The organism is Legionella geestiana, from assembly GCF_004571195.1.
Taxonomy (GTDB): domain Bacteria; phylum Pseudomonadota; class Gammaproteobacteria; order Legionellales; family Legionellaceae; genus Legionella_B; species Legionella_B geestiana.
The window spans coordinates 2,104,166-2,117,058 of the sequence record NZ_CP038271.1; the positions used below are offsets into that span (position 1 = coordinate 2,104,166).

Below are 12,893 nucleotides of genomic sequence, written 5' to 3' on the forward strand. Positions count from 1 at the left end.
AGTAACCATCTGAATTGAGTATATTAATCTTCATTCCAGGTAACGGATAATGAAAGCAGATTATCCAACGAGTACTTTGCAAAAACCAAGGTGTCTGTCACCTCACGACTCCCTGGTTTTAATCGATTGGCTTTCAGCACGCCTTCCAAAACATAATTTAATCGTTCAGGAATTTTCCTGCTACGAACATTATCAATACTACAGGTAATGGCAATGCGTTTGACGCACAATTGTTTAAACGCATATTGGGTAATCGCATTAATGGCCTCTGTCATCAGTCCTTTACCCGAATATGTCTGATTCAGCCAGTAACCACACTCAAGGCAGGGGACATCCCAATTGTAATGGTGATAACCGGTAGCACCGATAAAATTACCCGTTAGTTTGTCAAACACAAACAGAGGTAACCAGGGTTCATCCGGCTTTTTCGCACTCCAGTTAAGAACAGACTCCCTTACATACCGTTCAGACTCCGCCATGTCCGGCTTTTCTCTCGCCCACTCCATAAATTCATGCAGGCTATCCCAAGAATCCAGGATAGCAGTATTCAGGCTGGACACATCATGCATTTCTGGTGGTCTTATCAGTAATCGGGGAGTAATAATTGGCATGGGAAAATCAGGAATACTCATGTTGTACCTTCTATTGCAAGGGGAATAATTTGGTAAATGCTCTATTCTACTGCTCCATAAAACTAAAAACATCAAAATAAACACAAAGCTTATCAATCAGGTATTTATACGTATTGCCCTTAATTTGCACAAATCTTATACTGAGTATAGAAGCTTACAACCAACGGATGAAAAAAATGAACCCTGTTAAAAGAATCTTTATTATTGGCCACCCCGGAATTGGCAAAGGCCTGGTCGCAAAACTGTTAGCTGACAATCTCGGGTGGGAGTTGGTCAATGCGGATTTGGAACTGGAAAATCGCATCGGTCGAAGTATGGAAGATATTGCCGGTGACAACCATGAAAGCGCATTCTATCAGAACGTTATCAAAATACTGTCTGCGCAATCAAGTCGGCAAAATATTGTTGTTAACACGGATCCCCACATTATTTGCCTTGAAAAAGCACGTCAATTACTTGCAGGAGAATTTGTTGTATACCTGAAAGCCAGTACCGCAACGCAAATAGCGCGGATTGCTCGCAATTCATTACCCTTGTTACCTATAGACAACATTCATAGTTTTTTTGAGCGACTTCATCAGGAGCGTGATCATTTGTATGAAGAAACAGCTACATTAATTATCGACACCGATAACCATGCATTGGAAAATCACGTTCAACAAATTTTTGATGCTGTCACAGTCGAACAATCTGTTCAATCCGGGAAAAAAGATACCCAATTGGTACTTTTCCATAAAATCAGGCATACTCCTGTAAAATTATCACCACAACAAACAGCCTGTGTCATCTTGTTAGCCCAAGGTATGACTGCGAAAGAAATTGCGAAATCTCTCAATATTTCATTCAGAACAGTAGAGGGAATCCTTGCCAAAGTGATGGACATAACAGGCGGAATTTCCAGCAAGGAACTGATAGCTTTATATCACGACAAGCCATGAAATTTGAAAGGTTTTATCCCGATTAGATAAGGAATCAATTATGAGTAATAAAACGACTAAGCTTGGGCTACCCATTGAATACCAGCAATTACCCCAATTTTTTGATGCGCATAATATTAATGATGGAACTGAACGCAAAAATGCGTTAATCGAAAAACTGTTAAAAGAGCAAGGTACCAAAACAATTCTGGACATGACCTGTGGTACCGGTTCGCAAGTACTCTACCTGGCTCAACATGGATATAAAATAACCGGGAGTGATCTGAGTCCTGCTTTAATTGATTCGGCGCGAAATAAAGCTAAAAAAATGAATCTGAATGTATCTTTTATTGTAGGAGATATGCGCTCTGTTAATGCAGGAAAATTCGATGCTGTTATTACAATATTTAGCGCTATAGGGCATCTTGACAAATCAGATTTTGAAATAACGCTTCAAAACATTCGACACAATTTGAATGATTGCGGTATATACATTTTTGATATCTTTAACTTGCAAGCTATTACGGATGAGATCATTAAAGATTTTGTTATGGACATTAGTAGCGTTGTTGATGGCGTTACATTTCGTAATCAGCAACATTCAGAAATTGACAGGGAAAATGGCCTGCTTGTTTCTCATGATAAATATACGATTACGCGAGAAGGTAGCCAACAGGAATACCATACAAATACGTTTAGTCTGCAAATATACACAGCGCAGGAGCTGCATGATTTACTCGAAAAAAATGGATTTGAGGTCCTCAACCAGTTCGATATGGATGGTAATCAGTTTATTCCTGACAGGAGCCTTAATATTTTAACTGTGGCAAGGATGAAATAAAGAATGCTTGAAATAACATGTGGTACTGTGGTTACAAAATATCTGGATGAAGCATGAAAAATAATGATGCAGCTACCCAATGGGCTGTGGATTATCTGGAATCGCATGATCGCAGACTGGTTGCTATACAAAAAATTGTTGAACCAGCTCATTCGATAGTAAATAAAATAAGCACATCTCAGGGTGACTTCTATTTAAAGCAAACACCACCCGCATTATTTATTGAACCAGACACCATATCTTTGTTGCACGATCACGGATGTCAGCATATACCAACCGTCATTGCAAAAAATGATCGGTATCATTGTTTTTTGACAAAAGCTTGTGGCGATTTCACGCTACGCGACCTGTTTTCAAAGAACCATATTGATATGGGCTTATTGGGGCGAGGCATCAGTCATTATGTGTCTATACAAAGAAAGCTGGAAAATGATACCCCCAAGCTGATTGCCTTCAACTTGCCTGATTGGCGGCTTGATAAATTTCCTTTACTGTACCGTGATCTTATACAGAATATGGATCTTTTGATTGCTGATGGGTTAACTCCGAAAGAAATCACTACTCTTAATCAGGCATATGATTTTTGCCAAGAGCAATGCGAGCAGCTTTCCAGGTACAAGATCCCTGACACCATCAATCACTGTGATTTTCACGCGAACAACATCCTTCTTGCCCAAAAATCAGGAGAGCTCTGCATTATTGACTGGGGAGAAACAGTCATTGGACATCCATTTTTCTCGCTAAATACTTGTTTATGGAACCTGACTTATTTCCATAACATGAAACCACATGACATTGAGTACCAAGCATTACAACGGATCTGCGTTTCCTCCTGGTTAGATAATCATGAGGAAAGCGATTTAATAACAGCGTTCAACATCGCCAATGATCTTTTGGGTATTTTCGCAGCCTTGGGTTACAAACACATGTATGAGGCAACTGCAACGCAGTCAAAGACAGTCCAGGAAGAGCATCCCGGCTCGATTGCAGGTTGTTTAAGAAGTTTCTTACATAAATATACTGGCTAATCTGTAGCTCATGTAATTCTGCGTCACTGCATATTTATCTGCAGTGACGCAGAAAACAACCCTCTTTTTTTCAATTAAAAATCAATCAATTAAAGCATTTTGTCCTATCGCGCCAATCGCGATAGGACAAAATTTCCGTCTAAAAAGCCTTGCCCGGCATGCACCATTCTGATAGTTTTTAACCAAGCACAACTGACGAGCCTGCGCGACTCAGGCGAAACCCTCCAGGGTCTTGTGCAAAGCCACCCTGATCCCTAACCCAGTGGCTGGACGTCAAGTCGGGAACCCTTCATGGATTATCTGCCAATCGGCAGGGTATGTTATTCAACGAATATACTGTCATCTACGATTCTGTAATTGACCCTGAGCGCATGACATAGTTTTGCTTTGTCATTTCATCTAACCAAAAAAACAAGGAGATAAACACTAAAAACCCATGGTAAACCGGCACCATCGTTTGCTTTATAACGATTGATTTGCCCCCAAACCGAGCTTTACGGCGCAAGCCGGGTTTCGCCTTTGAGTGAGCCGCTCGACCAACACTAAACCAAAGTCAGGGCAAATATTTTTTCGGGATGAAATGATGCGAAAACAGTCTTTGAGACAGACTGCCAACCGATACTTGAAAACGGATAATCGGGGTAGCTTCAAGGATAAAAAACATCGTGCTTTTGTCATTCAGAAAATGATTGATGACTTGTTTATTGTCGGCACAGTACCACTGCATTGGTGGGATCTGGATATCGGGCATATTCAAAAACTGATACAGCATTGGCAAAAACAGAAAATATCATCTGCCACGATTATGGGATATATGACCGTAATCAGAAAATTCTTGAGCGGTATCGGTTGCCAATTGACAAATACTGATAATCAAAATCTTGGTTTAAGCCGTCAGTATTGTCATGCTAAAAAAATAAATGTTAATCCGGATACCTGGCAATCTATTTCTGATCCGGTTCCCCGTTTTATTATGGCTTTGCAAACGCAATTTGGTTTGACCTTTAGTGAGGCAATAAGCTTCGCTCCAGATATTCATTTCCGTGATCACGCACTCTGGATTACGCGCGAAATTGCGTTTAACTCCCAGGATAGAATGATTCCTTTGCGTTGCATAATACAGAGCCAAATTATTAATGAGTTAGTCGAGTACCTCAATGGTTCTCAATGCCTTGGCAGAATACACAGCCATGATCTGATTTGCTTTCAATGGCGATTGGCATTGAATGAGAGAAAACTTCCAGTCAAGAAAACCTGGCGCTATCTTTATGCCCGCCAACTGTATCATGATTTAGCCCCCGTTCTTGGCAACTACCAGACCAGCTGGCTGATTCACGATGAGATGGGAATCAAATCGCGTAATACCTTATGGTTGTATCTGCATGAGTAAATCCAAACTGCGCAGCGCCCTGTATTCCGTGAATGAATGCTTGAAGAAAATTACAAATTATTCCTATGCCAGTAAGGCGGACATGCGCCATATGTTAAATCGGTGCGTGAAGGATTTGCACGAGCAGGGATACAAATTAGCGCATATTAACGGATTAAAACCCAAGCACATCCACGTATTGGTTGAATTGTGGAAGCAACAAGGTAAAAATCCGGCAACCATCAAAAATTACATGTCCAAATTACGCAAGGCAAGTGTTTTGCTTGATAAACCGCAATTGGTCAAACCTGGCAATGATGCTTACCAAATCACCCGCCGCAGCTATGCGCCGACTCACAACAAGGCAATTTATCAGGTGGATTTTACGCGATGCACCGATCCACTGATTCGTTTGTCCCTGGAGGCACAATTATTGTTTGGTCTGCGCCGCGAAGAGTCTATGAAATTGGTATTAAGTGAAGCATGGCAAGGAAACTGCTTGAGAATCAAGCCAAGCTGGACAAAAGGCGGAATTGGCAGAACCATTCAAATCACGAACGATGAACAACGCCAATGGTTATCAAAAGCGGCAGGGCAAGTTGCAACTGGCGAGTCCTTAATCCCCGTATCGCGAAGTTATAAACAACATTTGGGCCATTATCAGGTGCAAATTAAACAGATGGGAATAAACAAATGCCATGGTTTGCGCCATGCCTATGCACAGCGGCGGTACCATGAGCTTACAAGACAATTGGATCCACAAGGCAGAGGGCTTGTTTGCCCTATAGTCGGAGGGAAGTCGTCAAAATTACTGACCGCTGATGAACGCATGCTGGATCGAAAAGCGCGGGAAATCCTGAGCCGCCTGTTGGGTCACGCCAGAATCGCAATTACCAAAATTTATTGTGGGTAACCATATGTTTATATATGAAATTTACTCACGCCGAATAATATGTTTTAAAGCTATTGTGTTTTACCATGTTAAAGCCTGGATTTTAGCAGCGGTACTTTTTGCGAATCATCTTCAAATGGAAATGGTGGAAATTTTTCTGGGGACACCAACCAATGCTTACGATGCGATGTATCACATAAATTGTTACCGGGAGCTGACTCTTCCTGAATTGATAATGTATTTATTCGACCTCATTTTCCCCAATCTTCAACTTTAATCCTTCATGAGATGCAACAAATCCTGATTTTGTATAAAATGCCAAGGCCTTCGGTCTTCTTTTATCCGTAGTAAGCTGAACAAGATGACAGCCTTTTTCTTTCGATTTATTGATTGCCCATTCTACCAAAGCTTTTCCTATCCCCCTCCCTCGAAAGGATCTATCTGTACGGACACCTTCAATTTGTGCACGCGTACCGCCTTGATATGTCAAATACGTAATAAATGTGAGTTGTAAGGTACCAATAATTTTATCGTCCAGCTCTGCAATCATTAGCCAATTGTTGCTGTCCTTATCAATCAGGTCAAATGCATCATAATAAGCTTGGGGAAGTGGTTCGTCGTACTTTTCACGCTTTGAACCGATTTCATCATCAGCAAGTAGAAGAATGATATCAGGAAGATCAGAATATTTTGCTTTTCTAATACGAATACTCATCTCAAGCCTCATAAAAAGTAGGTGCGAAAACCAAATCCCGCACACAAATTGTTTGCGGCTGCTGATAAATCCATAATACTGCTTTTGCCAAATCTTCCGCTTGTATAATCTGATTATCATTCAAACCAGTTGAAATCAGCATGGACGTATTTATTTTTGCAGGTGCAAGATTACAAATGCGTATTCCATATTTTGCATTTGCGGCACGTAATGATTCACCAAGACTTTTAACAGCAGCTTTTGTTGCAGCATAAGTTGCAATGCCTGGCCTGGGATTACGATCGGCCAATGAACTGATATTTATAATCGTGCCTTTAGTTCTGGCTCTCATCCCGGGCAATACACATTCAATACCGTTAATAACGCCTGTTAAATTTACATTGACTGTATTCAAGTGATCTGTATGACCCACATCAGTGAATTCACCAGCTTTTGCATAACCTGCATTATTGATGAGGCAATCAACCGGGCCAAATTTTTTCTCTGCCGTTTGAATCGCATCATTCAACTCATGAATATCCGTAACATCTACTGAAAGGCAAATGGTATTTGATAAATTCAATTTATTCATTGCTTCCTTGTTTCGGGCAAATAATCCCAAAGGATATCCCGCCTCTGAAAAAATTTTAGCAATTGCAGCACCTATTCCAGAGCTGGCACCCGTAACAATGACCAATGGTTTGTTCATTATTTATCCCATAATAACAACGTGGAAACGTAATTCCAGCAGACATCCCATAATTCCTGATTGCATGATTTATTCAATACAGCAAGCAATTGCCTTGATATCTGAATACGGGATATCTGGTAACAGATTATTAGTATAACAGCTGCCAATATCAAATGTGTCATCAATTACCCCCAAATGTTTGGCATAGCGTCCTACCTTGTTCCAGTCGCGTTCAACATTCAACAGGTTGCGCGAAAAAAATGGCAGGGTATGGGTAAAAATTGAGCGGAACAGAGGTGTACGCAAAGCGGGTTTCTGCTGGCAAAATAATTCCCAGGCTTTGTCAGGTTGTTCTGTGGTAAATGCGGCACCGCGTTGCGTTGCATTCAAAAAACCTTTGACCAAATGAGCTTGTTGTAGCGTTTTCTCCGGGACAATAAATTGAATGGAGCAAAAGCAACAGCAGCCTAAACCCGCAAGCTGATCAAGACGTAAAAAAACGGTTTCACCACGCAGGTTCTCCAGTTCAATCCGTTGAAAATTAATAAAACCAATTCCCGTATCAATAATATCGCGGCAAATCGCATCTGTGACATTCATGCCAATACGAACTGTTTGATAACTGGAGGGATCAATACCCGCAAGCTTTGCCAGGTCATCGATAATTCTTTTGCCAAACTCGCCAATATAACCTACCCGTTTACCTGCTATATCCTGAAATGACCTGATACCACTGGATTTAAGGGCAATCAAACCGGTGGGTGGTTCATCAAGCAAGGTTCCAATGGAGCTTAGAGGATAGCCTTTTGCACGTGCTGCCACGGTATGGATCATGGCTTTCACCCCGAAATCCACATGTCCAAGCCCAACAATTTCCGTCACATCGCCAGGGTCATTGGGTTCTACAATAGCCAGTTTGATGCCTTCATCCTGATAATAACCTCGTGCATAGGCCACAAAAATCGGGGCGTGATAAGGATTTGCATACCAATTAAGCAGTAAGGTAGTTCTTGATGATAATTCTGACATTGCCCACACTCCTGTTCATAATTATAAAAACATGAGATGGCAAAAGGGATCAACGCAAACAGTATTGACGCACGGGAAAACAAAACACCTTTCTCAAGGATCCTGATTTCCTGAATCTGTAGTGAAGACTTTTGGAAGGCGTCCTTACGCTGGTATGAACCAGTTCAAGTTCGACGGGTAACTCTCAGCCCTGTTACGGACACCCCGCGCCATCTAATCAAACGTGATGGTAAATTGATGCGAGCGACTTGTCAATTGATTGGTTGGAACGGCGCTTAAATATCAATTAATATCAATCAAGTTCATTTCATTACCGCCTCTGAAAACGTATTGATTTCTCCATTTCAACCTTTAAAATTAATGAAAACACAACTGACGAGCCAGTGAAACCCTGGCGAAACCGGCAAGGTCTTGTGATAACGCCATTTTCTTCCCTAATTCAATGGTGGAGCGTTTAGTCGGGAAACCTTTGAATTTTGCCCTCATCGGCATGATTCAACCTCATGGATCATGATTCACGGCATAAAGCCCAGGAATGCTGCAAGCATAACTTCTTTAACAATCAGGCAAGTCAACCACCGTGTCGGTGATCATTGCTTTTGCAAACCCATCGGGGATTTTTTATCCCGATTGGGATAGGTAATCCCTTTTTACTCAAGGAGATAACCCATGCAAGAATTCGAACCTGTACAATCCGGAATCGAGCACCTGTTGGTAGAGTTGGCGTATTGCGTCAATGATCTGCAAGGATTTCGTCTTCAGATGTCTTTGGAGGATGCCAAACAGGCTGAACTCAGTTTAAGCAAGCTGGAGGCGCTGATTTCATTGGTCAAAAACCAAAGAAATGCATTCAGGCTCGCGGCTGTTTAATCCCACCAATCTGTCTTTATCTGCATAACAGAAAATATCTGCTTTATGCGGAGGTTTTCCTGTTGTGCACCGCTTTTTACAACAACTGGAGAACAAAGATGACAGCTTCATTAAACAAGGTTCAGCTTATTGGCAACCTGGGTGCAGAACCGAGAAGCATCACCGGCAAAGACGGTCAGTCTTTTGTAACCGCGACGCTGGCTACCAACGAATCGTTCAAACAAGGCGATGAATGGAAAACCCGCGTGGAATGGCATCAACTGATCTTTTTTGGCAACTTTATCAAGGTAACTGAATTTTTGCGCAAAGGCAGTCAGGTTTTCATTGAAGGCAGGCTGCGTACCAATCCATGGACTGATAAAGAAGGGAATAATCGTCAAACCATCAGTATTGTGGTGAGCAATGTTCAGTTACTGGGGCAAGGTAAAGCGAGTGAAGACAAGGCTGCAACCAGCACCGCTGAAAGCCACATGGCACAGATGCGAGACATGTTGCAGGGCGCATCAGAAGACGTACCGTTTTAAATCATAACCCAATGCGGGAGCATGCTCCTGCTGGGGTGTGCTCTTTATTTTTTAAGGAGAACCCCCTATGGATAAACCTCAAATTTATGTGGCCTGTCTGGCGGCATATAACCATGGCATTTTGCATGGCAGATGGATAGACGCCTGTCAAAGTGAAGACGAGATCATGGCGGACATTCAGAAAATGCTTGCCAACAGCCCGATTGAGCATGCCGAGGAGTTTGCTCTGCATGATTATGAAGGGTTTGGTACGCATCGGCTCACTGAGTACGAATCGATTGAATCAGTCGCGTCCTATGCAGCATTTATCATGGAGCATGGGGAGCTGGGGCAGGCTTTATTGAGTGAGTATGAGCTTGATGACGCTGAGCGCATGATGGGTGATGCTTATCAGGGATCTTATGATTCGGAGGTTGATTTTGCCTGGCAATTGTTTGAAGACTGCTACAGCAACGTGATACCGGATAGTGTGATCTGTTATTTTGATTGCGAGGCATTTGCCCGTGATCTGTTTATCAACGATTATTGTTCGGTTGAAGCCATTGGATTGACTCATGTGTTTTCAAGGTACTAAGCCCCTGTGTCTGGGGCTTTTTTTTAAGTTTGTGTACGGAACATGTTTAAAAATTGTCACCCAATTACATTTTTTATCATTCGCCGTGCCAATGTAGCCAGCACAGGATTTGAGTTTTTGTAATAGGGTAACATAATGACGGCAATGGAAAGCGCCCAACCCCGGCCTCTTTGCCAGGTGTCATCATCGATGTTTTTTAAATGATCCCGGAACATTTTTCTTGATTGTGCATTTAACAAGCTCCAGGCAATAACCAGATCGCATGCTGGATCACCTACACCAGTATCCGTAAAATCGATTACAGCACTCAATCGATTGTTCCGGGTGATTATATTTCCAGGCAAAAGATCACCATGCACCCAAACAGGCTCTTTATTCCATGGAGAAATATTCGATAATTGATCCCATAACGTGGCTATGGCTTGTGTATCCATGTCACTTTTTAATGCATGGATTGCTGTACTTGTTTCCTGATCCAGGTCTTTTAATGGAACGCCTCGTCTTGAGAGAGGGCCATTAGCAAGTTTGATTGTATGAAGATTATTAATAAAATCAGCCAAATCTTTGGCGAGCAGATCGTATTCGTTTCCTTTTTCAAAATCCGGATTGTGGCCATCATGCCATTTGGCAATGAGCCATGGCCATGGATAATGATCATCAGGACTGCCTTTAAAAACAGGTTTGGAGACAGGTATCGTCAGAAATTGCGCAATCTTTGGAATCCACTCGTATTCCTTGTTGATACTGCGAACAATGCTGCCAGGTGCCCACTCAATGCGGGGCAGGCGAACAATATAGTCATCTCCCAGACGAAACAAGGCATTGTCAGTACCGCTTGATGAAACTGCTTTCAGGGACAGATTTGCCCAATGAGGACACTGATTTTTAAGCAAGTTTTTGACAAGTAATTCATTGATTTCAAGTTCATTTTCGTGCATTTTTGCCATGAATTTTAACCTTATTTTAGTTAAACAAACTACCACATATTAGCGCATTAACAACACAGGTCTCCGTATCTATTTAAAATAATAATCTTTCTCTGTTTGTATATTCATAAAATTGCTTTACCAGTGTTTACTCAGCAAGTCGTATAACATTCCCGGGATCATTCAAATTAACAAGCAAACTTGCTTGATGAATTTGATCTATCATGTACTCTGCACATGGTTTTACAAGTGAATGAATATCATCCCAATGTTCATTTTCTACCCCCATACAGATTAATTTGGCGCGCTGCATTACGGGTTGGTGCTCTTTGGGCAGGTGATGGATTACCCAATCTGCTGCATCCTGTTTGGATCTGAAAGCATTGGTTTTCAGGGTACTCCAGGTTCGAGCATAAGTCAGTAGAACATTTCGGGTATCGTGCTCCAGATCAGCTATCAGTCTGCTTTGATCACAAAGCAACGCTTTTATGTAATCTCTCCAGGGTACATCAGGCAGTAATTGCTTTGGTTCTAGTCCAGACAAGGTATGACTTTTTAACAAGATCTGGGTAATAATCAGCGCAAGATCGGGCATTTCGTGAGTAGTCCATGGGGTAATTTGCCCCGCTTCAAATGATGTTCGCAACCACTCGCCATATTGAAAATCAAATTGTGCAGGATAGTTCCAGGGATTAATTGCAGTTTTTTCAACAAGGGTCATTTCGATCGGTCTTTTTGTGCCTTGCATGTAAATACCTGAAATTTGAAGAAGCCCGTTAACCAGACGTCGTCTTTCTTCCATAGTGGTTTGGCGATTTGTTATCACAAATAAATCAATGTCGCTGTACCTTTGCAACCCTCCCACAAGGGATGAACCATAAAGATAAACTGCTAAAAGATCAGGCCCTAAAATCATTTTCAATAATTCCAGGCTTTCCTTGAGTTGTTGTTGCATTTCATGGTTATAAGTATTTGTCATGGATTTCATCAAGTTGTTGCTGTTATTGGAATGCTACCATAAAAAATTGCTTGAATAGATTTTGTCTGACTTCATTATCTGGCTGCATATGAGACAACTGAAAGTGCTATGGTTATGTTGTATTATTATCTGCATTTATTTATATTGTTGCAAAACACGTTTCTGAAAAAATCTGAAACGATCGGATTGATTGTTACAAGGATAAGTAGATGCCGTTGACCACGGAGAGTAGTTACAGGGAAATATACCAGCATTTGACTCAATTAAGTACGTCCTCAATCTGTGATGCATTTGCTTCCGTCAGGTTGATGGATTCAAAAATCCACCCCGTCGGCGATACCGGACAGTGCATCGGACGCGCTTATACAGTTGACAGCGCACAGGATTCACTGTCAACCATGCAGGCACTGGATGATTTACCGGCATTTTTGTTATCACTGGATTGTGCGGATGATATTGTTCCTATACTGTTAGTTATTGCATCAATTGGTGCAAAGCACGCATTGGCAGGAGGCATGTGTGCTGCTGTTGCAAAAATTAATGGTTTTGGTGGCGTTGTGACCGATGGATATTATCGGGATATTCCAGAAATTAAGGATACCGGGCTTCCATTTTTTGGAAAAGGCAAATGCGCCAAATCAGGCACTAAAGACAAGGTTGGAACGCTCAGGCAACCAATAGTATGCGGGGGTATTGACGTAGGCCCTGGCGATATTATTTTTGCAGATGTTGATGGGATTGTAGCGATGACAAAAGAAGAGGCTGTCACGGCTATCAATAAAGCAGAAGAAATTCAAAGCATGGAACTCATCGCTCTGCAAAGAATAAAAGAGGGTGCTCGATTTAATCAAATTTGTAATATCGATGAACATGTTCACATACTACAGGAAGGCGAACCGTCAAAACTGGAATTTACGCTGTAGAATT

The 12,893-nt window shown here is 41.7% G+C and carries 15 protein-coding genes and 1 riboswitch; of the genes, 9 read left to right on the top strand and 6 right to left on the bottom strand.

The genetic code is table 11. The features are described 5' to 3' along the window. Window positions 1-23: 23 nt before the first annotated feature. Complete coding sequence (locus E4T54_RS09420; protein WP_167755247.1) at window positions 24-611, bottom strand: GNAT family N-acetyltransferase; 588 nt, start codon at window positions 609-611, stop codon at window positions 24-26. A gap of 197 nt (window positions 612-808) precedes the next feature. Between E4T54_RS09420 and E4T54_RS09425 the strand changes: the two genes are divergently transcribed. From E4T54_RS09425 to E4T54_RS09450, 5 genes are all read left to right on the top strand, one after another. Then, complete coding sequence (locus E4T54_RS09425) at window positions 809-1,570, top strand: shikimate kinase (protein WP_058387012.1); 762 nt, start codon at window positions 809-811, stop codon at window positions 1,568-1,570. A 40-nt stretch (window positions 1,571-1,610) separates the two neighbouring features. After that, on the top strand, window positions 1,611-2,390 hold the full coding sequence (locus E4T54_RS09430; RefSeq protein ID WP_058387011.1) for a class I SAM-dependent methyltransferase: 780 nt from the start codon (window positions 1,611-1,613) through the stop codon (window positions 2,388-2,390). A 53-nt stretch (window positions 2,391-2,443) separates the two neighbouring features. Then, window positions 2,444-3,418, top strand: a complete 975-nt coding sequence (locus tag E4T54_RS09435; RefSeq protein ID WP_058387010.1) for an aminoglycoside phosphotransferase family protein — start codon at window positions 2,444-2,446, stop codon at window positions 3,416-3,418. 583 nt (window positions 3,419-4,001) lie between these two features. Then, the gene (locus E4T54_RS09445; protein WP_058387009.1) at window positions 4,002-4,808 is read left to right on the top strand and encodes a phage integrase N-terminal domain-containing protein; all 807 of its coding nucleotides are present in this window, start codon (window positions 4,002-4,004) and stop codon (window positions 4,806-4,808) included. After that, window positions 4,801-5,700, top strand: coding sequence for a phage integrase N-terminal domain-containing protein (locus tag E4T54_RS09450; protein WP_058387008.1), 900 nt, complete (start codon window positions 4,801-4,803; stop codon window positions 5,698-5,700). Before E4T54_RS09445 ends, E4T54_RS09450 begins: the two co-directional genes overlap by 8 nt. Before the next feature lie 220 nt (window positions 5,701-5,920). On the opposite strand, the gene E4T54_RS09455 is transcribed toward E4T54_RS09450, so the two are convergent. The 3 genes from E4T54_RS09455 to E4T54_RS09465 form a co-directional block, all read right to left on the bottom strand. After that, the gene (locus E4T54_RS09455) at window positions 5,921-6,394 is read right to left on the bottom strand and encodes a GNAT family N-acetyltransferase (RefSeq protein WP_058387054.1); all 474 of its coding nucleotides are present in this window, start codon (window positions 6,392-6,394) and stop codon (window positions 5,921-5,923) included. Between the two features lies 1 nt (window position 6,395). Further along, window positions 6,396-7,082: an SDR family oxidoreductase gene (locus tag E4T54_RS09460; RefSeq protein ID WP_058387007.1), complete on the bottom strand. Its 687-nt coding sequence runs from the start codon at window positions 7,080-7,082 to the stop codon at window positions 6,396-6,398. A 69-nt stretch (window positions 7,083-7,151) separates the two neighbouring features. After that, window positions 7,152-8,093, bottom strand: coding sequence for an ABC transporter substrate-binding protein (locus E4T54_RS09465; protein WP_058387006.1), 942 nt, complete (start codon window positions 8,091-8,093; stop codon window positions 7,152-7,154). 124 nt (window positions 8,094-8,217) lie between these two features. Then, window positions 8,218-8,310: riboswitch (TPP riboswitch) on the bottom strand. Window positions 8,311-8,762: 452 nt separating this feature from the next. Here E4T54_RS09465 and E4T54_RS09470 point away from each other — a divergent pair. From E4T54_RS09470 to E4T54_RS09480, 3 genes are all read left to right on the top strand, one after another. Further along, a complete protein-coding gene (locus E4T54_RS09470; protein WP_058387005.1) occupies window positions 8,763-8,963 on the top strand; it encodes a hypothetical protein in 201 nt (66 codons plus the stop codon). Window positions 8,964-9,061: 98 nt separating this feature from the next. Beyond that, window positions 9,062-9,487 (top strand): single-stranded DNA-binding protein, encoded by a 426-nt coding sequence (locus E4T54_RS09475; protein WP_058387004.1) that lies wholly within the window; start codon window positions 9,062-9,064, stop codon window positions 9,485-9,487. 67 nt (window positions 9,488-9,554) lie between these two features. Next, on the top strand, window positions 9,555-10,061 hold the full coding sequence (locus E4T54_RS09480; protein ID WP_058387003.1) for an antirestriction protein ArdA: 507 nt from the start codon (window positions 9,555-9,557) through the stop codon (window positions 10,059-10,061). 56 nt (window positions 10,062-10,117) lie between these two features. Here the strand turns inward: E4T54_RS09480 and E4T54_RS09485 are convergent, their stop codons facing one another. Together E4T54_RS09485 and E4T54_RS09490 are read right to left on the bottom strand one after the other, a co-directional pair. Further along, window positions 10,118-11,008 (bottom strand): aminoglycoside phosphotransferase family protein, encoded by an 891-nt coding sequence (locus E4T54_RS09485; protein WP_058387002.1) that lies wholly within the window; start codon window positions 11,006-11,008, stop codon window positions 10,118-10,120. A 127-nt stretch (window positions 11,009-11,135) separates the two neighbouring features. After that, window positions 11,136-11,966 carry an aminoglycoside adenylyltransferase family protein gene (locus tag E4T54_RS09490; protein ID WP_058387053.1) on the bottom strand — a complete coding sequence of 277 codons (831 nt, stop codon included), beginning with the start codon at window positions 11,964-11,966 and terminating at the stop codon, window positions 11,136-11,138. Between the two features lie 209 nt (window positions 11,967-12,175). On the opposite strand from E4T54_RS09490, the gene E4T54_RS09495 reads away from it, so the two are divergent. After that, window positions 12,176-12,889 (top strand): RraA family protein, encoded by a 714-nt coding sequence (locus tag E4T54_RS09495; protein ID WP_082635015.1) that lies wholly within the window; start codon window positions 12,176-12,178, stop codon window positions 12,887-12,889. Window positions 12,890-12,893 lie beyond the last annotated feature (4 nt).

Coding starts and splice junctions, on each gene's coding strand:
- E4T54_RS09420 (WP_167755247.1), bottom strand. CDS start 611: ATGCCAATTATTACTCCCCGATTACTGATAAGACCACCAGAAATGCAT.
- E4T54_RS09445 (WP_058387009.1), top strand. CDS start 4,002: ATGCGAAAACAGTCTTTGAGACAGACTGCCAACCGATACTTGAAAACG.
- E4T54_RS09425 (WP_058387012.1), top strand. CDS start 809: ATGAACCCTGTTAAAAGAATCTTTATTATTGGCCACCCCGGAATTGGC.
- E4T54_RS09485 (WP_058387002.1), bottom strand. CDS start 11,008: ATGGCAAAAATGCACGAAAATGAACTTGAAATCAATGAATTACTTGTC.
- E4T54_RS09465 (WP_058387006.1), bottom strand. CDS start 8,093: ATGTCAGAATTATCATCAAGAACTACCTTACTGCTTAATTGGTATGCA.
- E4T54_RS09490 (WP_058387053.1), bottom strand. CDS start 11,966: ATGACAAATACTTATAACCATGAAATGCAACAACAACTCAAGGAAAGC.
- E4T54_RS09480 (WP_058387003.1), top strand. CDS start 9,555: ATGGATAAACCTCAAATTTATGTGGCCTGTCTGGCGGCATATAACCAT.
- E4T54_RS09430 (WP_058387011.1), top strand. CDS start 1,611: ATGAGTAATAAAACGACTAAGCTTGGGCTACCCATTGAATACCAGCAA.
- E4T54_RS09455 (WP_058387054.1), bottom strand. CDS start 6,394: ATGAGTATTCGTATTAGAAAAGCAAAATATTCTGATCTTCCTGATATC.
- E4T54_RS09450 (WP_058387008.1), top strand. CDS start 4,801: ATGAGTAAATCCAAACTGCGCAGCGCCCTGTATTCCGTGAATGAATGC.
- E4T54_RS09475 (WP_058387004.1), top strand. CDS start 9,062: ATGACAGCTTCATTAAACAAGGTTCAGCTTATTGGCAACCTGGGTGCA.
- E4T54_RS09460 (WP_058387007.1), bottom strand. CDS start 7,082: ATGAACAAACCATTGGTCATTGTTACGGGTGCCAGCTCTGGAATAGGT.
- E4T54_RS09495 (WP_082635015.1), top strand. CDS start 12,176: ATGCCGTTGACCACGGAGAGTAGTTACAGGGAAATATACCAGCATTTG.
- E4T54_RS09435 (WP_058387010.1), top strand. CDS start 2,444: ATGAAAAATAATGATGCAGCTACCCAATGGGCTGTGGATTATCTGGAA.
- E4T54_RS09470 (WP_058387005.1), top strand. CDS start 8,763: ATGCAAGAATTCGAACCTGTACAATCCGGAATCGAGCACCTGTTGGTA.